The following is a 20394-nucleotide window of genomic DNA, read 5'->3' as shown; positions in this document are numbered from 1 at the left end:
GTGGGACAGTTTGTGGGACATTTTGATGGCAATCCGGCGGGAACAGGATTGCCATCGCATGAATATTATCCGGCCAATCAGTTCGCGGAAAGGAATTCCGAAACCTGTGCCTCGGTCGGAAGGGCTGCAATCGCACCGCGTTTGGTTGCGGTAAGGGCCCCAACCGCGTTGGCAAAGCGACAGGCAGCTTCGACCTTTGCCGCAGATTTCAGCAATTCCGGATCTTTGAGCAAACGTGACAGGAAGCCTGCGGTAAAACCGTCCCCTGCCCCGGTCGCGTCAACCGCCGTGACCTTGAACGGCTCGGCCGAACCTTCGAAATCAGGGGTAAAGAACCGGCTGCCTTTCGGGCCCGACGTCACGATCATCAGTTTCCAGTGATCGCACCACAATTCACGCACGCCAGCCTCAAGATCGTCCTTGCCGGTGATAAAGGCGACTTCGTCGTCGGAAATTTTCACAACATCCGCCTTGGTGATCGCAAGACGCAGCATATCACGGGCGGCATCCGCACTGGGCCAAAGCGGCAGGCGAAGATTGGGGTCACATGAAATGATTGCACCGTTTTTACGCGCAATGTCGATGGCCGCAAGCGTCGCCGCACGCGGATCATCATCGATCATGCAAAGCGTGCCATAGTGAAACAACTCGCATCCTTTAAGCATATCCTCATCCAGATCGGACGGCGCCAGCAGCATATCGGCAGACGGACTGCGATAGAAGGAAAATTCACGTTCGCCATCGGCCCGCAGCGAAACAAAGGCTAGCCCTGTCAGGGCTTCCTTGGTCAGGACGATGCCCGATGTATCGACATTGTCAGCTTTGAGCGTATCGACCAGAAAATGGCCGAAGGCATCATCGCCGAGCTTGCCGATAAAACCCGTTTCAATACCAAGCCGCTGCAATCCCACAGCCACATTGCCCGGCGCACCACCTGCGGCCTTGGCAAATGCCGGCGCATCGGCAAGGCCGGTACCGGTTACGGTCGGAACAAAATCGATCAGCAATTCCCCAAGGCAAACTGCTTTTGCGCTCATAGCGTTTCTCCGTTTATGTCACCCGGCAACGGGGTTGCGGGCATTATCATTTGCTGTGGGACGCGACGTTTTTAAATCGATTCAATTCGACAGGCAAAGGAAAAGCCACTTTGATCACAAAGTGGCTGATTTCCGGGTATAACACTGCAACTTCAGGCCGCTTTTCCAAGTGCCACTTCACGCGCTCGACCAAGCGATGTCATCCATTCATCGAAATGATCGTCATGTTCAAGCTGATAGCGATAATGCCGGTTAAGGGCTGCCGTCAGCTTACCGTCCCGCCCGAGCAGATCATCGGCAAAGGCAATCATGCGCGAATTTGGCCATGCAATCGGACGAATGGCGCGAAGGGTTGCAAAAAGTTCATCTTCGTTTGCATCGGGCTGGGTTTGCGCCATTAGCGTCAGCATCGCTGCTGTCGAACGTGACACGCCCATATGGCAATGCACCAGCAGATGACCGTCCTTACGGGCATCGACCGTGTTTTTAAGCCCCTCGCCAAAGGCAAGAACCTCTTCAACATGGGCTGATGTCGGCGCCATCTGGCCCGGGAGTTCCTCGATAATATCGTGGAAACGCAGAATGGTACGTTCATGCGGCGCATATGCTGCGAAGGCATCCGGATCCGGACGTTCCGGATCAAGGACGGAAAGCACATGCGAAACCGATCGGGCCTGATGGGTTGGCAGTTCATCAATGCCACAAATCGTCAAAAGCGAAATTGAAACCGGTTTCATGTCTTTCCTCCAATACACTGATTAAGCGCAATAACATCACAGCAGCCCCAAAAAGCAAAGGGCCGGTATTGTTAAAAATACCGGCCCTTTTTGAATTCTTTGTGCTGCGCAATTATGGCTTTCGGTTTACCGCATGGATGTTCAGCATTTCCCACGCAATCGTCGCACCGGCAAGCGATGTGATATCTGAAACGTCATAAGGCGGGGAAACTTCGACCACATCCGACCCGATCAGGTTGATCCCTCCCGCAAGACCGCGCAGGATCGAAACCGCCTGATGGCTGGTCAATCCGCCCAAAACCGGCGTACCGGTGCCCGGGGCATAGCACGGATCAAGCCCGTCGATATCAAAGGTGATATAGGCGTGATTGTCGCCGACCACATCCTTGATTTTGGCAACGATCTGATCAATCGACATCGCCTGCACATCCGGCCCGTAAAGGATGTTGTATCCGTGGGTCGATTCATTATGCGTGCGGATGCCAACCTGAATGGATTTCGACGCGTCAACAATGCCATTCTTTGCCGCATGCCAGAACATGGTGCCATGATCGATACGATCGCCGTCATCTTCCCATGTATCGGAATGGGCATCGAACTGGATCAGCGAAATTCCCTTGCCGTACTTTTCGGCATGAGCCTTCAGGATTGGGTAACTGATGAAATGGTCCCCGCCAATGGTCAGCATCTTTGCCCCGGAGCTGACGATATCGCGTGCGTGATCCTCAATCATCTCCGGGATTTTATGCGGGTAACCGGGATCAATCACCATATCGCCGTAATCAATCACGGCCAGTTCGCCAAAAATATCGCGCCCGGACGGGAAATGCGGTGCCCATGCAAGATTTACCGACGCACGGCGCACACCCTGCGGACCAAGGCGCGTACCGGGGCGGCTTGACGTTGCAAGATCATAGGGGATGCCCGTAACCGCAACATCAATGCCCGTAAGATCACGGGTATATTTGCGGCGCATGAATGACAGCGCACCGGAATACATCGGCTCACTGGTATTCTGATGCACGGATTTCGCAGTAAAAGCGTTGTCGCCGCCTTTGGTATCAATAACCCCGGTACTGCTCATAATTCGTCCCCTTGTCCTTTCCGAACCTCAGGCGTCGCCTAGTGCAATCCAGGTCGACTTGATTTCACAATATTTGTCCATCGCATGCAGCGAACGGTCACGACCGGTGCCCGATTGCTTGTAACCGCCAAACGGCATGGTGATGGATCCACCGTCCCAGCAATTGACCCAGACAAGACCCGCACGCAGCTTTTTAGCCGCCAGATGGGCCTTGTTGATATCGCGCGTCCATACGGCTGCGGCAAGTCCATATGGCGTATCATTCGCCGTCTGAACAGCCTCTTTCCAGTCCTGAACCGAAATCACCGACAAAACCGGGCCAAAGATTTCTTCCTTGGCGATTGTCATATCGTTTTTGACCGCGTCAAACACGGTCGGCTCGACATAATAGCCACCGGACTCGGTCCGTGCACGTTTGCCGCCCGTGCAAAGTTTTGCACCCTCTGCCGCCCCCTTCTCGATATAGCCCAGAACGCGGTTCATCTGATTTTCATCGACAATCGCGCCCATCTGGCTGTTTGGGTCCAGGGGGTCACCCGGCTGCATTGTGCGGCCTACTGCAACCACTTTCTCGATGAATTCGTCCTTGATGCTTTCTTCGACAATCAGGCGCGAACCAGCCGTGCAGACCTCGCCCTGATTATAGAAAATGCCGCCTGCTGCGGCTTCTGCTGCCGCGTCCATATCCGGACAATCGGCCAGAACGATATTCGGGCTTTTTCCACCACATTCCAGCCAGACGCGTTTCATGTTCGACTGACCGGAATATTGCAGGAACAGTTTCCCCACTTCGCCCGAACCGGTAAAGGTTACGCAATCGACATCCGGATGCAGGCCAAGTGCCTTGCCCGCCGTCGGACCAAAGCCCGGCAGAACGTTCAGAACACCTGCCGGAATGCCAGCCTCGACCGCCAGTTCCGCGACACGTATTGCGGTCAGTGGCGATTGTTCGGCAGGTTTAAGAATGATCGAATTGCCCATCGCCAATGCCGGGCCAAGCTTCCAGACCGCCATCATCAGCGGGAAGTTCCACGGCACGACCGCGGCAACAACGCCCAGCGGTTCACGCGTGATCATGCCAATCGCACGTGCCTCGCCCGGTGAAATTTCGTCATAAATCTTGTCAATCGCCTCGGCGTACCAGCGGATGCATTTATAGGACAACGGGATGTCATCACCCGCCGCAAGGCTGATGGGCTTACCCATATCAAGACTTTCAAGCAGCGCCAGTTCTGCAGCATGCTTTTCCATCAGATCGGCAAAATTCATCATTACGGCCTTGCGCTTGCCCGGTGATGCTTCCGACCAGCTGCCTTTTTCAAAGACCGCACGGGCCGATGCCACCGCGCGATTGACGTCTTCAACATCGCATTCGGCCACCTTGGTCAAAACCCTGCCGTCGCGCGGGCTGATGCAATCAAACGTTTTGCCCGATGCCGCATCGACATAAGCCCCATTGATAAAGGCCTTGTTACGGATCGTCAGGCTGGCTGCCTGTGCGCTCAGCTGTTCGAAATTCAACTGGTTTGTCATCGGAAATCCTCCTGACGGATCGCGCGTTCTGTTTGTTCCGCGCAATATTCAAACATGATGATTGTGCAATCAGTATGACGGCGGTGTTGCGGCACTGACGACTTCGCATTCCGTGTCACCAGCATTGCGGAACCGGTGCGGGATTTCGGCATTGAAATAATATGCATCCCCGGGTCCCAGAACACGAACACGTTCGCCCACTGTAACTTCAAGCTTGCCACGGACAACAACACCGGCTTCCTCGCCCTTCTGGACGATCAGATTGTCGCCGGTGTCACCGCCGGGCGGATAAATTTCATGAAGGACGCGCAAATTGCGGTCCTTGCGGGTTGCGCCGACAAGACGCATCGACATGGTGCCATCGGAAAGTTCGACGAGATCTTCCTTGCGAAAGAAAATCTCCTCGCCGTTTTCCAGATCAATCGTAAAGAAGTTGATCAGGCTCATGGGGATACCCGCCAGAACCTTGGCCAGACTGTCGACCGACGGGCTGACCCGGTTCTGTTCAATCGTCGATATCGTGCTGTTGGTGACACCGGCGCGGCGCGCCAGTTCACGCTGGGATAGCCCGTACATGGTACGTACTGCTTTCAGGCGATCCCCAACCTTTTGTGACATCCGGTCTCTTCCCTGTCGGTCGCTCTTGTCGGCGACCATTTTACAAAAGTGGCGTTATACCGCGTCAAGATACCAACGGTATTCAAGCGGCGTGACTTCGGAAAAGAATTCGTCATATTCGGAACGTCGGCAGATATCGAAAACCTCGACAAACCGCTCGCCCAGATATTCCTTGACGATGTCACCTTCGACAAAACGGTCGAGTGCCGAAATCATGCTGCGCGGCACGATCCGCCCGCCATGCTGCTCATAGCCGTTGCCGACAATCGGATCACCCGGATCAAGCTTGTTCTTCATGCCGTAATGCATGCCTGCCAAAACACAGGCCAGAACCAGATACGGATTGGCATCCGCGCCCGACACACGATGCTCGATGCGGGCAGCTTCCGGGCCGCCTGCCGGAATACGAAGTGCCACGGTACGGTTATTGAGCCCCCAGTTCGGAGACATCGGCGCATAGGCCTTGTTCTGGAACCGGCGATAGGAATTCGGGTTGGGCGCAAAAATCGCCATGCTTTCAAACATTGACGCCTGCAAACCGCCAATCGCGTGCAACAGCAGGTCGGAAACATCCTCGTCCCCCTTGGGCGAAAGGACGTTCTTGCCTTCCTTGTCACGCAGCGAAACATGAACATGCAATCCGTTACCCGCCTGATCGGAATACGGCTTGGCCATGAATGTTGCGGTCACGCCGTGATCCCAGGCAATGCCTTTGACAACGCGTTTAAGCTGCATGGCGTGATCAGCCGCCTGCATCGGGTCATTCACATGCCCCAGATTGATTTCAAACTGGCCGGGGCCGGCTTCGGCAACGATTGTATCGGCCGGAATGCCCTGCCGGTTCAGCTCGGCAACCGCGTCATGAAGGACTTTTTCGAAATCCTCGATCTGCTGAAGGCCATAGACCTGAACACCGTCCGATGCGATCCCGCCGCCAAGCGGTGCAGGCGGCAACGGTGCAGCAGTTTGTTCATTCTGATCGGCAAGATAGAATTCAAGTTCCAGCGCCACGGTCGGATAGAAACCATCCGCTGCTAGACGGTCAACAACCGCCTGCAGAACGTTCCGCGGATCGGCAAAGAATTTTGTACCGTCCAGATTATACAGGCTCATCATGACCTGGGCCAACGGCAGTTCACCATACGGAACCGCATGCAGGGTTCCCGGTATCGGCTTGGCAACATTGTCCTGATCACCACTGGACCAAAGCAGACCGGTACCTTCCGGGTTGTCGCCGGTGATATCCACCAGACACACGGACCCCGGCATATTGATGCCTTCATGGAAGCTTTTGAGAAACTTCTGCTTGCTGATTCGCTTGCCCCGGAACACCCCATTCACGTCAGGAATGAGTAATTCGACAAGTTCTATATCCGGATTTGCTTCAAAGAATCGTTGAGCTTCCGCCCTACTGTCTTCGACGAACGACTTGTTCATCGTCTAATACTCCCAGAAAAGCCTATTTATTTCACCTTTTCATCGTGCCCCGCCCAATGATTGCGGTCAAGCCCCTCGTTCGATATATCGTGCAAATAATGCAGTGCAAAATAAATCCCTGACGTGGTTGCCATGGATATTAGGAATGGTTTGAAACAACCAGCCCATATCAAATCTGGCTCCAGGACGACAAATTTGTTTCATAAAATTTCCCCTTGCAAAGGTGTTCAAAAAAACGAACACTTAGCCAAGATGTTCAACATATCGCACAAAACAGGCAAGTATCGCTGTCAGGAGACGTTATGAATAATTTCGACAAAACCGCCTATTGGCAGGATATCGATCAGCAGCACCATATTCATCCGTTTACCGATACAGCGGATCTAAACAGCCGCGGCACACGCGTGATTACACGCGCCAAAGGTGTGTTCATCGAAGATTCGCACGGCAAACAATATCTGGATGGCATGGCAGGCCTTTGGTGCGTCAATGTCGGCTATGGCCGCAAGGAACTTGCCGACGCCGCCTATAATCAGATGCTTGAACTGCCCTACTACAACAACTTCTTCCAGTGCGCGAACACGCCTGCGATCGAGCTTTCAAAGGTTCTCGCCGAAATCACGCCGGACGGGTTAAACCATGTCTTTTATGCCAATTCCGGCTCGGAAGCGAACGACACGGTCGTTCGCATGGTCCGCCAGTACTGGAAGCTTAAAGGTCAGCCGGAACGCACCTTTATCATCAGCCGCAAAAACGCCTATCACGGCTCGACCATTGCCGGGGCGTCGCTTGGCGGCATGGCGGGCATGCATTCTCAGGGCGGGCCGCTTTTGCCCGATGTCGCCCATATCGATCAGCCATACTGGTACGGTGAAGGCGGCGATCACACCCCCGAAGAATTCGGGTTGATTGCGGCGCGCAAGCTCGAAGAAAAAATCGAACAACTCGGTGCTGATCGCGTCGGTGCCTTCATTGGTGAACCCATCCAGGGGGCCGGTGGCGTGATCATTCCGCCGTCAACCTACTGGCCGGAAATTCAACGCATCTGCAAAAAATACGATATCCTTATGATTGCTGACGAGGTTATTTGCGGCTTTGGCCGCACCGGCAACTGGTTTGGGTCGGACACGTTCGATATCAAGCCGGACCTGATGCCGATGGCAAAGGGCATGTCATCGGGTTACCTTCCGATTTCAGCTGTCATGGTCGGCGAACGGGTTGCTGATGTCCTGATCAATGAGTGCGGCGAGTTCACCCACGGATTTACCTATTCCGGACACCCGGCAGCAGCAGCCGTGGCATTGGAAAACATCCGCATCATTCGTGATGAAAAACTGGTTGAACGCGTTCGCGATGACATCGGTCCGTATTTTGCCGAAAAGCTCAAAACCCTAGCCGATCATCCGCTGGTCGGTGCGGTTGAAACCGTCGGCCTGATTGCCGGTATTCCGCTGGTGGAAAACAAGGCAACGCGCAAACCGTTCGATAAACCGGGCACGGTCGGCACCATCTGCCGTGATGCCTGTGTGGAAAATGGCGTTATCATGCGGGCCTGCGGTGATCGCATGGTGGCCTCGCCGCCGCTTTGCATCACGCACGGCGAAGTTGATGAACTGGTCAAACGGGCCCGTGCAGCCTTTGATGCGACAGCCAAAAAAATCGGAAAAATGTAAGTTCCGATTTAAATCAAGACATTACACAAACACCCGGCGCGATATATCATCCGCCGGGTGTTTATCATTTCCCCCCAGAACACCGCTTAGACGCGCCACCTCTAAAGAGTCCGCCATGCTTAAACGCCTTTATCAACCTGCGGCCTATCAAACCAATAGCATGCCCCAAAGCTTCTGGGCTGTCAGTGCCGCCCCCCTGCCCGACTGCGATCACCTCCCCGAGGATGGCACGATCACGGCCGATGTCGCGATCATCGGTGGCGGCTATACCGGGCTGTCGGCTGCGTTGGAACTGGCCGAAAATGGTGTTGATGTTGCCGTGTTTGATGCCGGGCGTTCTGGTTGGGGCGCATCGGGGCGCAATGGCGGATTTTGCTGCATGGGCGGAAATGGCAAAAGCTATGCCCAGCTTGCCAAACAGTTTGGTGATGACCAAACACGCCATTTTGCCAAGCTTCAACGTACTGCAATCGACCTTGTCGCATCGCGGCTTGAAGAGTGGAATGTTGATGCGGATCGTCATTCGGACGGCGAAGTCATACTGGCGCACAAGGCCAACCGCGTGAAAGAATTGCGTGAAGAGGCAGCCGAAAATGCCCATTTTACCGATATCGAAACCAAATTCCTGACGGAGGACCAGCTTCGTGAACGGGGCCTTCATGCACGGGAAACCCATGCCGGATTGCATGTCAAACAGGGCTTTGGACTACATCCATTAAAATATCTTGCCGGGTTGCACCGCATGTGCGCGGCCAAAGGTGTTCGGATATTCGAACAGGCGACCATTGAAGATCTCCAAGACACCGGGGACGGTTACATCCTGACCTGCCAAAATGTGCGAATTTCGGCGAACAAGGTCGTCGTCGCCACCAACGGCTACAGTGCCGAAAACCTGCCCGACTGGATCGGCGGGCGATTGATGCCGGTGTTTTCAGGTATCCTTGTCACGCGTCCGATGTCCGATAATGAACTTGCCGACCAAGGCTGGACCAGCGACCTGATGGCATTTGATAGCCGCATTCTGCTGCACTATTTCCGCAAGCTGCCCGACAATCGCTTCATGTTTGGTGGTCGTGGCGGCATCACGGCAACCCCGACGGCCTTTGATGCCGCAAAACGGCACCTGTTGTCGCATTTTCACCGGATGTTCCCGGCATGGCAGGATGTTGAAATCACCCACCACTGGAACGGGCTTGCCTGTCTTTCACAGTCGTTCCGCCCCTATGTGGGACGGGTTCCAGAGCACCGGGATGTCTGGACCGGGCTTGCATGGCATGGCAATGGCGTCGCACTTGGAAGTCTGGCTGGAAAAATGCTGGGTCAGCAAATGCTTGGTATCAAGGGCCCGGATGACATCGGCGCGATCATGGGTACACCGCCCGATCGTTTCCCGCTGGCACGGTTCCGCCGGATCGGTCGCAGCCTTGCCTATCGATATTATGGTTTGCGTGACGAGTTTGCGTAATCGGGCAAACTGACCTATGTCATGTCGCGGCCCCGGCCTTTGCGCTATTGCCCGGATCAATCCTTATTGAGCATGAGACGACCATGTCAGATCAACCGACCCTTGCTGAAATCAAAGAACGCCGCGAAATCGCGACCCGGAAAATCCGCGAGGAAACCGGCATCGATCACGACATGATCAAAAATATCGTGCATGGCTTTTACGCAAAGGTGCGCGATGACGCGATGCTGGGTCCGGTATTCGCGGAGAAAATTACGGATTGGGATCACCATCTGGAACGGATGTGCATGTTCTGGGCATCTGTGGCACTTGCCAGTGGCGCCTATGACGGCCGTCCGATGCAAAAGCACCTGACGCTCAGGATCGACCGGAACCATTTTGATCGCTGGCTGGAATTGTTTGCCGAAACACTTTCAGAATACTGTGAAACAGCCGCCGCGCGCCATTTCATGGAACGGGCCCTTCGGATTGCATCAAGTTTCGAAATCGGGATTGCTGCGCATAACGGCGTCATTTTGGGTAAAGGCGAACGTTACGATCCGGTTTCGGCATGGTCCCCGAAATAGGCCAGAATTCATAGCAATCAGCACACTGCAAAACTTTTTGTCAGCTTTCTTAAGACCGACATGTTGACAACATTGTCCTGCTCCGAACAAAATATTGTTACGTGTTATTACTAGACGGGGGCAATCTTCACGCGCACTGAACTGGCAAGTCAAAGGGCTTATATTGGCAGCCCTGCAAGATTGCTATGTGCCAGACCGATTGCAAAGTACGACGGAACGGACGAGAGCGGAGAAAGACGATATGTGGCTTTGGATTGGCATCGGAGCAGTCATCATTCTAGCCCTGATTACCACCTATACGATTTATGGCCACAAGCGTCATCTGAGCCCGACAAAGGGCAAGAAAATAGACTTTTCGAAACGCCTCAACAGCGCCCTTGTCATCATTGATCTGCAAGAAGATTTTACGCTGGCCACGGGCAAAAATGCCTATGACCCGGCCATGGTCGAAAAAACGATTTCCGCAATCAATGAACTTGTTGAAATTGCCAACGAAACCGGCCAACCGGTGATCTCGGTTCGTCAGATATTCAAGGGCTGGTACATCAATCTTCTGGTAAAGCTGTTGAACAAGGGGCGCGGCAGCCCGAAATCAGCTGGCCTTGATCTTGATTCCCGCCTGAACGGTGATATCGATCACGATATCACCAAGGCGCGTGCCGATGCCTTTACCGCACCGGAACTCGAACGCGTTCTGGAACGCCAGAAAGTCGGCAGACTGCAAATCGTCGGTCTCGATGGCAATTACTGCGTCAAAGCAACGATGCAGGCAGCCATTAATCGCGGATATGATGTATCATTTACCGACGCAGGTATTTTGACTGTCAATCCGGCCATCTGGCAGAAGACCAAGGCCCGCCTTGCCGCCAGTGGCGTGACGAGCGGCAGCGCACAAGCATCCTGAAAACTTCACAGCCTGTCGCGGATTGAATACCAGGTCATAGCAAGCACCAGGAATGGATAGCGCAATGCCTTCCCGCCCGGGAAGCTTGGAATGCTGATATTCGACATCACATCAAACCGTTCCATCGTGCCCGATACCGCATCGGCCATGATCTGTCCGGCCAGTGTCGCCATCGCAACCCCGTGCCCTGAATACCCGGTCGCGGTGAATACCCGGTCCTCGACCTTGCGGAAGAACGGCATACGGTTCATCGTAATCGCAAGCGTCCCGCCCCAGCCATAATCGATTTTAACGTCTTTAAGCTGCGGATAAACTTCCAGCATATGGGGTGCGACAAAGGATTTGATATCCTTGGGGAAGTGATAGCTATATGTCTCCCCGCCGCCAAACAGCATCCGTTTATCGGCCGACAGACGATAATAATTGATCACGAATTTTGAATCCGCGACGGCAACATCATCGCGGATCAGTTCGCGCGCCAGATCATCACCCAATGGCTCGGTCGCGATAACGAAATTGTTGATCGGCATCACCCGTCTGGCAACCCGGTCTTCGAGCCCGTCAAGATACCCGTTGCAGCCCAGCACCATCATGTCCGCTGTCACACGGTGCCCGCCCGCTGTTGTGACAACGACCTTTTCACCATTGTCATAGCTGGTGACAGTCGCGTTTTCGTAGATATTCGCCCCGGCAGCACGTGCCGCATCCGCAAGCCCAAGCGCGAAGTTCAGCGGATGAAGATGCCCTGCCTCCATATCAAGCGACCCGCCATGATAAAATTCCGACCCCAGCATGTTGCGGATTTCATCCCGGCCAACGGCGCGAATGGCTTCATAGCCATATTCGGTTCGGAGTTTCTCGGCATATTCGTGCGTGCCTGAAACGAACCGTTCACGATGATCCGCATGCAAAATACCGGGCTTCCAGTCGCAGTCGATATCATGTTTTGTAATCAGGCTTTTGACGATGTCCTTGGATTGCTCGGCAATATCCCATAGCTTTCTGGCGTCTTCGCGACCGACCATCTTTTCAAGGTCGTCCTGCTCGCGGCGCTGTCCCGAACCGACCTGCCCGCCATTGCGCCCTGATGCGCCCCAACCAACCCGGTGCGCTTCAAGCAACACAACACTGTATCCGCGTTCTGCCAGATGAAGTGCCGATGACAAACCGGTAAACCCGCCGCCCACAACAACGACATCACAAGCCTTATTCCCGTCCAATTCGGCAAAGGGTGCGATCTTGTTCGCCGTTGCCGCGTAGTAGGATGGCGGATATGCGCCAGATTTGTCATTTGCGGTCAGGAAGTTCGGGGTAAACACACGGCGCCTCGGAATTTTTGTCTTGTGATTTATTAATCCCCTAATGGTGCCGGAATTGGCCGGACCATCAAGGGAAAACTGGCTAAAACCGGCCTCTTCGCATGCTTTTCACCGATTATGCAAAAACAGGCAACATGCAGAACAAAGGATTGCGTAAAAACCGGTTTATATGGGTCATTCAGCGCGCCTGCGTTACCACCTCAACCATCCTAAGGGCAGTTTTGGTGACCGCACATCCACCACGTGCCGTGCAACGCAAATCCGGGTGCATCATCGCCCCGATTTTAACCGTCTGATCGACCAGTTCGTCATATCCCAACACGGCATCAAACCCGGCAAGAACCGCCATCGCCGATGAAAAGGCGTGCGACACCCCGGCGACATTACGCGCATGGCACGGAATTTCAACATCCCCGCCAACCGGATCACACACAAGGCCCAGCGTATTCATCAAACACATGCTTGCCGCGTCAAAACATTGCACAGGTGTTCCGCCAAATGCCTGCGCCACGCCGGCCGCTGCCATCGCCGCCGATGCGCCCGTTTCCACCGAACAGCCGCCGCATTCTGCGGCAAAGGTTCCGCGCGCCGCAAACACGGCCCCCACCAGCGCCATCACCTGCAACGCATCGGTGGCACCTTCCAGATCAATGCCATGCCGGATCAACCCATACAGCGTCCCCGGAACCACACCTGCACTGCCCGCAGTTGGTGCGGCACAAACCAGTCCACGATTGGAATCCCGTTCCATCGCCGAAAGCGCGCCTGCAATCGCATCCTGCAAAACCGCCCCGCCAAGCCCGGCGGGCAGATTGGCATCGCGAACCTTGCGTGCGCGAAGGGTTAAAAACCGCATCACATTGTCTTCGGGTTTGGCATCAAATCCTTCTGCCACCACGCGCAACATCAGTTCACACCGTTCGCGGAAAAGTTCGCGTGTTGCATCACGTGACAGTCCAAGACGCCTAGCTTCGAGAACAAGCCCCGCCTCGGCAAGCGATCCGCCCTGCTGTTCGGCCACGGCAATCACCGCATCGCTGGTCGAAAACAGATCGTCAGTCGCACACACCGGATATTGCGAGGCCGCAGCGAAACGAACGTCTTTGATACCGTCCTGATCACGCAAAGAGGCTATCAGCTTTGTATCGGGCAAGGCCTGCAACGCAATTTCGCAGCGGTCATGATCCGGGTCGACCGATATGCCGAGCAACCTGTTGCCATTCTCAACAAGCCCGGCGGCAATATCATCCGACCGCGCGCCGATATCAGAGCCCCAGACAAACACGCTTGCAGTTTTGCCTGTCAGAAAGACCGGCTCACCATTCATCGCATCGATGTAATACATCCCGCCGCCAACCGATGCACCGGCATAAAGATCGGTGCGTTCCGAACCATTCCGGTCAGTTACGGTCAGTTCAAGATCAACACGGTTGGGATGGTTGTTGTTTTCAAGTTCAGTGATTTCAACGCTAAACAGAAATCCTTCGCCACGCATCACACGCGGCAAAATATCACGGTAATCTGCATCCGTCAGTGCCGCGCCCGCAAAACCGGCGGCAAAGTTTTCGTCAGAACTTTGTGCCTGATAGACCGGCGCGAATGACCCGCGTGGATCAAATCGGACAATGGCCTGTTTCAAAACATCGCCATTGCTGCATGATAATTCACGCGCGACCTTCGCCATCATATAAGGTGCTGCGCAATGAGAACTGGACGGACCGCGCATGACGGGGCCGATCACGGAATTAAGCAGGCTGATTTCTTGCATGGCGGGGCAATCCGGGAAAATTGCATATGATTTTCCCGATGATCACCCGCCAGATGGACGAAAGCAATGCCGAAACAAAAATCCCCGGTCCTGAAAGATCAAAGACCGGGGATAATCGAAATCAACGCTGTTTGGTTTCCCATTCAGGATGGACGAAATATGGTGCATTTGATGGTGGTAACGGATCGCGTCCGCGAATGATATCTGCGGCCTTTTCCCCGATCATGATGGTCGGGGCATTTAAATTGCCCGATGCGATTGTCGGCATGATGGAACTATCCACCACGCGCAGACCTTCGATACCATGTACGCGCGTTTTTTCATCCACCACAGCCAAATCGTCGCTGCCCATCTTGCACGAACAGGACGGGTGATAGGCACTTTCGGCGTGATCGGCGACCCATGCATTGATTTCATCATCGGTCTGGATGTCCCTGCCCGGCGAAATTTCAATACCGCGCAGGTCCTTGAAGGCATCCTGTGCGAAAATCTCGCGGGTCAGACGCACGGATGCGCGCATTTCTTCCCAGTCTTCCGGATGGCTCATATAGTTGGGATCAACAATCGGGCGCTTTGCCGGATCGTTTGACGCCAACCGGACCGTGCCGCGCGATTTGGACCGCATTGGACCAACATGCGCTTGGAAGCCATCCTTTTCGGCGGCTTTGGATCCGTTATAGTTAATCGCAGCCGGTATAAAGTGATATTGAAGGTCAGGATGCTGAACACCCGCTTTTGACCGGATAAACCCACCGGCTTCAAAATGGTTGGTCGCACCAAGCCCGGTTTTGAAAAGATACCATTCCAACCCGATCTTGAATTTGTTCCAAGGATCAAGCTTGCTGTTCAGACTGATCGGCTGGGTGCATTCCATCTGGACATAAAGTTCCAGATGGTCCTGAAGGTTTTCACCAACACCGGGGATATCGGCAACCACATCAATCCCGTGTTCACGCAGATGTGCGGCCGGTCCAACCCCCGACAACATCAAAAGCTTTGGCGAATTGATCGATCCTGCCGAAATAATTACCTCGCGCTCGACCGTCGCGCGTTTGAGTTCGCCACGGTGGGTGAAATCAAGTCCGACGGCACGTTTGCCATCAAAAACAACGCGCTGCGCCAATGCCTTGTCATAAACTGTCAAATTCGGACGTTTCATTGCCGGATGCAAATAGGCCCGTGCGGTTGACCAACGGCGGCCCTTGTAAACCGTCATATCCATCGTCCCCAGACCTTCCTGGCGATAGCCATTCTGATCGGGGGTAAATTCATAACCCGCTTCCTGCCCGGCCTTGATCCATGCCTTGTGCAACGGGTTTTTGCAAGCCCCCGTGGTGACATGCAGCGGGCCATCTCCGCCATGATATTCATCACCATTGGCGTCTTCGTTGCGTGTATCGGCCTTGCGGAAATACGGCAGGCACCGCGCATAGTCCCATTCTTTTAACGCCGCATCCTGTTCCGCCCAGCGATTGTAATCAAGGGCGTGACCACGGACATAGGCCATGCCGTTGATCGAACTGGAACCACCGAAAACACGCCCGCGCGGCGTTTCCATCCGGCGGTTGTTCAGGTTCGCCTGCGGCGTCGTCCAGTATGCCCAGTTATAGGTTTCCGACTGCATCGGATAGGAAAGTGCGGTTGGCATATGAATACGCCAATCCCACCAATGATCTACCGGTCCTGCCTCTACCACCAGAACTTTGACTTCCGGGTCCTCGGTCAGACGGCTGGCCAGAACGGCACCGGCGGAACCGGAACCGACAATAACGTAATCGTACTTTTCCTTGGTGGTCGGCGTATTCATGCTTTTTCCTTATCTTCAACAGGTTGCAGGCAGCCATTCACCGTTCGGAACCGTGATCAATAAGGCGCCTCGACGTCACCGGTTTCGACATAGACGGATTTGATCCGGGTATAATGCTCAATCGCGGCCCGGCCATTTTCGCGGCCCACCCCGGATTTCTTGACCCCGCCAAACGGCATTTCAATCGGCGTGATATTATAGGTATTGATCCAGCAGGTTCCCGCCTCAAGCCGCGCGACAACGCGGTGCCCGCGCGACAGATCGCGGGTAAACACCCCGGCAGCCAGACCATACTGGGTATCATTGGCACGTTTGATGACTTCGTCTTCATCCCTGAAGGTCAGGACCGACATCACCGGGCCAAAGATTTCCTCGCGCACGATGGTCATATCATCGGTACAACCGGTGAAAACGGTGGGCGCGACAAACAGCCCACCTTCGGGCATGTTTTCGGTCACCGCATGACCGCCCAGAACGCATTTCGCACCCTCGCCCTTGCCTGCCTCGATATAGGACATGACCTTTTCAAACTGCGCTTTGGTCACAATCGGACCAACCTGGGTTTCCCGTTTTTCCGGATCACCAAGAACAAGGTGCTTGCTCCGCGCAATCAGCTTTTCGATGAAGGCATCGGCAACGCTTTCATGGACGAAAACGCGCGTGCCGTTCGAACAAATCTGCCCGGATGAATAGAAATTCGCCATCTGCGCGCCCGATACCGCGTTATCCAGATCGGCATCTTCAAACACGATCATCGGCGATTTGCCGCCAAGCTCCATGGTGACGGCCTTCATGCCGCCTGCGGCAACCGCAGCAACCTTGGCACCAGTTTCAGCCGAACCGGTCAGGGAAACCTTATCGACGCCCGGATGTTCAACCAGCACAGCACCACAGGTGCGCGCGCCCTGGACGACGTTGTAAACCCCATCGGGAAGCCCCGCCTCCTGCAACGCCTCAGCCACCGCAATCGCTGAAAGCGGCGTGACTTCGGACGGTTTGTAAACAACCGCATTCCCGCACGCCAAGGCAGGTGCCGCTTTCCAGCAAGCAATCTGGATCGGATAATTCCACGCGCCAATTGCCCCGCAAACACCAACCGCCTCGCGCCGCGTATAGGCAAAATTGCCGCCAAGATCGATATGCTCACCCGATAGGCTTCCAGCAACACCAGCAAAATATTCAAGACATTCAACACCGGAAATCACATCCACGATTTCGGTTTCCTGAATGGCACGGCCCGTATCACGGGTTTCGACCAATGCCAGTTCATCATTACGATCACGCAGGATTTGGGCCGCCTTGAACAGAACCCGCGCCCGTTCGGCCGCAGGCGTGTTTTTCCAGATTTCAAACCCGGCACGCGCGGCCTTCACTGCGGCATCGACATCGGCCGCAGTGCTTTCTTTACCCTTGGCAAGTACCGCGTTGGTTGCGGGGTTCAGCGTGACCATTTCCGCCCCTGAACCGGCGACTTTCTTGCCATTGATAAAGTTCTGGATCTGATAAAGGCTCATGTCGAAACTCCTGCAGGCCACACCGGAATCGGGCAGCCCTTTTGTAAGTGTATGTTTCTTGACTAGCGCGCGGGCGAACTCGCCAGATGCAGGTGCATGGTATCCAGCACCATCTTGCGCGCCACGGCGACATTGGCTCGTCCCGGCGTCAAACCGGATCGCACCCAGATGCCATCGATCATGGCAGCAGTCACCGCAGCAATTTCTTCGGCCCGCTGATCGGTTGTCAGGCGGCGCAACTCATGGCGTAAATTAGATGCCAGTCGCTTGAAATAGACCGCATTCAATCGGCGCAGCGGATCGGAAAACGGCACCTGCGACCAGAAAGACAACCACGCGCCAATGACCTGCGGCGTGAATTGTTCTTCGTTGAAGTTGGTATCAACAATCGCTTCAAGGCGTTCGTGGGGTGTTTTTGCCTTCGCGACACGGTCCAGGAAATCGCTGCGCAATTCCTGCATCAAAAACCGCATCGTTGCTTCCAGAAGCGCATTTTTACCGCCGAAATAGTGCGAAATAATTCCCGACGACATTCCCGCCGCCCCGGCAATCCGACTGATCGTGGCATCGGCAAAACCAAAGCGGTGAATGGTCTCGATCGTGGCATCGATCAGTTGCCTGCGGCGTACAGGCTGCATTCCAACCTTGGGCATTACTAATCCAATTCTAAGCGATCCGAAGGACTTAGGCCTGTCTGGTGACGCAAATGCGACTTTTTCGCCCTTCGCAATTGACCTTGGGGGAATATGCTGTATTTTAATTGAACAATCAATCAATAAAAAACGCCGTCTTTTGTGGCGCGACGTTCTCAGGGAAAGTGCCTTGGTTGCGCGGCTTTACGGCTGTTTTTATGATTATTCCGGTCTATGTGACCGGGTTCAGGGGACCCGATCACATGGTTTTGGACGAATGTTCGCGATGTCAAATGCGCATCGATTCACATGCGTCTGGCCTCCGGAACCGAAAGTCTGATGGCGGCGTTATTGCCACCATCAGTAACCGCTAGGTCCACACAAGGGAGAACCATAAACATGACCACACGTTCCACCATCGGCCGTCTTCTTGGCACCACTGTCATTGCCACCACCCTTCTGGGGGCGGCCGGTGCACAGGCGGCTGATAGCGATGCCTGCAAAACCGTAACTTTCTCGGATGTTGGCTGGACCGACATCACCGCGACCACGGCAACCGCATCGGTTATCCTTGAAGCCATTGGCTATGACGCTGAAACCGAACTTCTTTCCGTTCCTGTCACTTACACCAGCCTTGCCAATGGGGACGTTGACGTCTTCCTCGGCAACTGGATGCCGACCATGGCTGCAGACATTGCGCCCTATCTGGAAAAGAAGACCGTCGTCAGTACCGGTGCCAACCTTGAAGGTGCCAAATACACCCTCGCCGTTTCGAAGAATGCTTATGATGCTGGCCTCAAGGATTTCGCCGACATTGCCAAATTCAAGGACGATCTTGATGGCGAAATCTACGGTATCGAACCGGGCAATGATGGCAACCGCCTGATCCAGGACATGATCGACAATGATCAGTTCGGCCTCAAAGGCTTTGAACTTGTTGAATCTTCCGAACAGGGCATGCTGGCCGAAGTCAAACGCAAATCGGCACGTGACAAATTCATTGTTTTCCTTGGCTGGGAACCGCACCCGATGAATGCCAAATATGACATGGCCTATCTTGATGGTGGCGATGACGTATTTGGCCCGAATTTCGGCGGGGCCACGGTTCATACCAACGTGCGCGCCGGTTACACTGACGAATGCCCGAATGCCGGTAAATTCGTCACCAACCTGAAATTCAGCCTCGATATGGAAAACCAGATCATGGATGCCATCCTGAACGAGGGCACCGATCCGGAAAAAGCGGCAACCGCATGGCTCAAAGCCAATCCGGATGCCGCGATGGCCTGGCTTGATGGCGTCACCACCTTTGACGGTGGCGATGCCAAGGCAGCGCTCAAAGATGAACTCGGTCTCTAGGGTCCAGCTTCGAATTCATAATGCCGGTACGTTGCCCCCATCAAGGGCAGCGTATCGGCACATTTTCTTTGTTCAAATAATGGAAAAATCCAATGGAATGGCTCACGGAAACTAAAATTCCGCTGGGACGGTGGATTGCATCCCTGATGGATGCGCTTAACGAGCATGCCGACTTCGTGTTTTACACCATCTCGGACGTTCTTGAATTCATTATCGAAAACACAGTCGAATTGCTGGTCTGGTTACCACCGTTTCTGATTATCGCGCTGTTTGGTGTGCTGGCTGCATGGTTGCACAGATCATGGAAACTGACGGCCTTTACCGTCCTTTCCCTGCTTCTGATCGTCAATCTTGGCTATTGGGAAGCCACCATGGAAACGCTGGCTCTTGTGATCTATGCGACGCTGTTCTGCATGGTGATCGGGGTTCCGCTTGGCGTGGCCTCCGCGCATCGCCCCTGGCTTTATCAGGCCTTGCGTCCGGTTCTTGACCTGATGCAAACGATCCCGACTTTTGTCTACCTGATTCCAACCCTGATCCTTTTTGGTCTTGGCGTGGTTCCCGGTCTGATTTCGACCGTAATCTTTGCCATCGCCGCCCCGGTGCGGCTGACGCATCTTGGTATCGCCAGCACGCCCAAGGCATTGATCGAAGCAGGCAAAAGCTTTGGCTGCACCCCGCGCCAGTTGCTGTTCAAGGTCGAACTGCCATCTGCCATGCCATCGATCATGGCGGGCCTGACCCAATGCATCATGCTCTCACTTTCAATGGTGGTGATTGCCGCCCTTGTCGGGGCTGATGGACTTGGCAAACCGGTTGTTCGTGCCCTTAACACGGTCAACATCGCCCAAGGGTTCGAGGCAGGCCTTGCAATTGTGATCCTTGCCATTGTGCTGGACCGCATCTGCCGCCGCGACAAATCTGAAAATACGGGGCAGTAA

Annotated in this window: 17 protein-coding genes; 6 read left to right on the top strand and 11 right to left on the bottom strand. The window is 54.5% G+C overall.

Annotated elements, in window-relative coordinates; genetic code table 11:
• Nucleotides 1-77 precede the first annotated feature (77 nt).
• The 6 genes from AUP42_RS18775 to AUP42_RS18750 form a co-directional block, all read right to left on the bottom strand.
• Nucleotides 78-1037, bottom strand: a complete 960-nt coding sequence (locus tag AUP42_RS18775; protein WP_062953131.1) for a PfkB family carbohydrate kinase — start codon at nucleotides 1035-1037, stop codon at nucleotides 78-80.
• Nucleotides 1038-1189: 152 nt separating this feature from the next.
• Nucleotides 1190-1774, bottom strand: a complete 585-nt coding sequence (locus AUP42_RS18770; protein WP_062953130.1) for a tyrosine phosphatase family protein — start codon at nucleotides 1772-1774, stop codon at nucleotides 1190-1192.
• Between the two features lie 112 nt (nucleotides 1775-1886).
• Entirely contained in the window at nucleotides 1887-2858 is a 972-nt protein-coding gene (gene speB, locus AUP42_RS18765; RefSeq protein WP_062953129.1) for an agmatinase, read from the bottom strand.
• Nucleotides 2859-2885: 27 nt separating this feature from the next.
• Nucleotides 2886-4391, bottom strand: coding sequence for an aldehyde dehydrogenase (locus tag AUP42_RS18760; protein ID WP_062953128.1), 1506 nt, complete (start codon nucleotides 4389-4391; stop codon nucleotides 2886-2888).
• A 69-nt stretch (nucleotides 4392-4460) separates the two neighbouring features.
• Nucleotides 4461-5009, bottom strand: a complete 549-nt coding sequence (locus AUP42_RS18755) for a cupin domain-containing protein (protein WP_062953127.1) — start codon at nucleotides 5007-5009, stop codon at nucleotides 4461-4463.
• A gap of 54 nt (nucleotides 5010-5063) precedes the next feature.
• On the bottom strand, nucleotides 5064-6446 hold the full coding sequence (locus tag AUP42_RS18750) for a glutamine synthetase family protein (RefSeq protein ID WP_062953126.1): 1383 nt from the start codon (nucleotides 6444-6446) through the stop codon (nucleotides 5064-5066).
• A 302-nt stretch (nucleotides 6447-6748) separates the two neighbouring features.
• On the opposite strand from AUP42_RS18750, the gene AUP42_RS18745 reads away from it, so the two are divergent.
• The 4 genes from AUP42_RS18745 to AUP42_RS18730 all read left to right on the top strand — a co-directional run bounded on the left by AUP42_RS18745 (nucleotide 6749) and on the right by AUP42_RS18730 (nucleotide 11054).
• Nucleotides 6749-8119, top strand: a complete 1371-nt coding sequence (locus tag AUP42_RS18745) for an aspartate aminotransferase family protein (RefSeq protein WP_062953125.1) — start codon at nucleotides 6749-6751, stop codon at nucleotides 8117-8119.
• 115 nt (nucleotides 8120-8234) lie between these two features.
• Nucleotides 8235-9584 carry an NAD(P)/FAD-dependent oxidoreductase gene (locus AUP42_RS18740; RefSeq protein WP_062953124.1) on the top strand — a complete coding sequence of 450 codons (1350 nt, stop codon included), beginning with the start codon at nucleotides 8235-8237 and terminating at the stop codon, nucleotides 9582-9584.
• Nucleotides 9585-9667: 83 nt separating this feature from the next.
• Nucleotides 9668-10150, top strand: coding sequence for a group III truncated hemoglobin (locus tag AUP42_RS18735; protein WP_062953123.1), 483 nt, complete (start codon nucleotides 9668-9670; stop codon nucleotides 10148-10150).
• A 241-nt stretch (nucleotides 10151-10391) separates the two neighbouring features.
• Nucleotides 10392-11054 carry a cysteine hydrolase family protein gene (locus tag AUP42_RS18730; protein ID WP_062953122.1) on the top strand — a complete coding sequence of 221 codons (663 nt, stop codon included), beginning with the start codon at nucleotides 10392-10394 and terminating at the stop codon, nucleotides 11052-11054.
• A 5-nt stretch (nucleotides 11055-11059) separates the two neighbouring features.
• On the opposite strand, the gene AUP42_RS18725 is transcribed toward AUP42_RS18730, so the two are convergent.
• The 5 genes from AUP42_RS18725 to betI all read right to left on the bottom strand — a co-directional run bounded on the left by AUP42_RS18725 (nucleotide 11060) and on the right by betI (nucleotide 18115).
• Complete coding sequence (locus AUP42_RS18725) at nucleotides 11060-12373, bottom strand: NAD(P)/FAD-dependent oxidoreductase (protein WP_062953121.1); 1314 nt, start codon at nucleotides 12371-12373, stop codon at nucleotides 11060-11062.
• 178 nt (nucleotides 12374-12551) lie between these two features.
• Nucleotides 12552-14141, bottom strand: coding sequence for an L-serine ammonia-lyase, iron-sulfur-dependent, subunit alpha (locus AUP42_RS18720; protein ID WP_062953120.1), 1590 nt, complete (start codon nucleotides 14139-14141; stop codon nucleotides 12552-12554).
• Nucleotides 14142-14262: 121 nt separating this feature from the next.
• Entirely contained in the window at nucleotides 14263-15948 is a 1686-nt protein-coding gene (betA, locus tag AUP42_RS18715) for a choline dehydrogenase (protein ID WP_062953119.1), read from the bottom strand.
• Between the two features lie 56 nt (nucleotides 15949-16004).
• Nucleotides 16005-17462, bottom strand: coding sequence for a betaine-aldehyde dehydrogenase (gene betB, locus AUP42_RS18710; RefSeq protein WP_062953118.1), 1458 nt, complete (start codon nucleotides 17460-17462; stop codon nucleotides 16005-16007).
• Between the two features lie 62 nt (nucleotides 17463-17524).
• Complete coding sequence (gene betI, locus AUP42_RS18705) at nucleotides 17525-18115, bottom strand: choline-responsive transcriptional repressor BetI (protein WP_062953117.1); 591 nt, start codon at nucleotides 18113-18115, stop codon at nucleotides 17525-17527.
• Between the two features lie 378 nt (nucleotides 18116-18493).
• On the opposite strand from betI, the gene AUP42_RS18700 reads away from it, so the two are divergent.
• The gene (locus AUP42_RS18700; RefSeq protein ID WP_062953116.1) at nucleotides 18494-19453 is read left to right on the top strand and encodes a choline ABC transporter substrate-binding protein; all 960 of its coding nucleotides are present in this window, start codon (nucleotides 18494-18496) and stop codon (nucleotides 19451-19453) included.
• Between the two features lie 92 nt (nucleotides 19454-19545).
• The gene (gene choW, locus AUP42_RS18695; protein WP_062953115.1) at nucleotides 19546-20394 is read left to right on the top strand and encodes a choline ABC transporter permease subunit; all 849 of its coding nucleotides are present in this window, start codon (nucleotides 19546-19548) and stop codon (nucleotides 20392-20394) included.

The organism is Thalassospira lucentensis (genome assembly GCF_001613805.1).
In the GTDB taxonomy this organism is placed as follows: Bacteria; Pseudomonadota; Alphaproteobacteria; order Rhodospirillales; family Thalassospiraceae; genus Thalassospira; species Thalassospira lucentensis_A.
Note: the sequence above shows the minus strand (reverse complement) of the source record. Positions and strands in the feature narration are given on the sequence as shown.

Bases quoted from the DNA above. Each gene is read 5' to 3' on its own strand.
- betB (WP_062953118.1), bottom strand. From the start codon at position 17,462: ATGAGCCTTTATCAGATCCAGAACTTTATCAATGGCAAGAAAGTCGCC.
- AUP42_RS18760 (WP_062953128.1), bottom strand. From the start codon at position 4,391: ATGACAAACCAGTTGAATTTCGAACAGCTGAGCGCACAGGCAGCCAGC.
- AUP42_RS18745 (WP_062953125.1), top strand. From the start codon at position 6,749: ATGAATAATTTCGACAAAACCGCCTATTGGCAGGATATCGATCAGCAG.
- speB (WP_062953129.1), bottom strand. From the start codon at position 2,858: ATGAGCAGTACCGGGGTTATTGATACCAAAGGCGGCGACAACGCTTTT.
- AUP42_RS18775 (WP_062953131.1), bottom strand. From the start codon at position 1,037: ATGAGCGCAAAAGCAGTTTGCCTTGGGGAATTGCTGATCGATTTTGTT.
- AUP42_RS18730 (WP_062953122.1), top strand. From the start codon at position 10,392: ATGTGGCTTTGGATTGGCATCGGAGCAGTCATCATTCTAGCCCTGATT.
- AUP42_RS18735 (WP_062953123.1), top strand. From the start codon at position 9,668: ATGTCAGATCAACCGACCCTTGCTGAAATCAAAGAACGCCGCGAAATC.
- betA (WP_062953119.1), bottom strand. From the start codon at position 15,948: ATGAATACGCCGACCACCAAGGAAAAGTACGATTACGTTATTGTCGGT.
- AUP42_RS18770 (WP_062953130.1), bottom strand. From the start codon at position 1,774: ATGAAACCGGTTTCAATTTCGCTTTTGACGATTTGTGGCATTGATGAA.
- AUP42_RS18720 (WP_062953120.1), bottom strand. From the start codon at position 14,141: ATGCAAGAAATCAGCCTGCTTAATTCCGTGATCGGCCCCGTCATGCGC.
- AUP42_RS18755 (WP_062953127.1), bottom strand. From the start codon at position 5,009: ATGTCACAAAAGGTTGGGGATCGCCTGAAAGCAGTACGTACCATGTAC.
- AUP42_RS18750 (WP_062953126.1), bottom strand. From the start codon at position 6,446: ATGAACAAGTCGTTCGTCGAAGACAGTAGGGCGGAAGCTCAACGATTC.
- choW (WP_062953115.1), top strand. From the start codon at position 19,546: ATGGAATGGCTCACGGAAACTAAAATTCCGCTGGGACGGTGGATTGCA.
- betI (WP_062953117.1), bottom strand. From the start codon at position 18,115: ATGCCCAAGGTTGGAATGCAGCCTGTACGCCGCAGGCAACTGATCGAT.
- AUP42_RS18700 (WP_062953116.1), top strand. From the start codon at position 18,494: ATGACCACACGTTCCACCATCGGCCGTCTTCTTGGCACCACTGTCATT.
- AUP42_RS18740 (WP_062953124.1), top strand. From the start codon at position 8,235: ATGCTTAAACGCCTTTATCAACCTGCGGCCTATCAAACCAATAGCATG.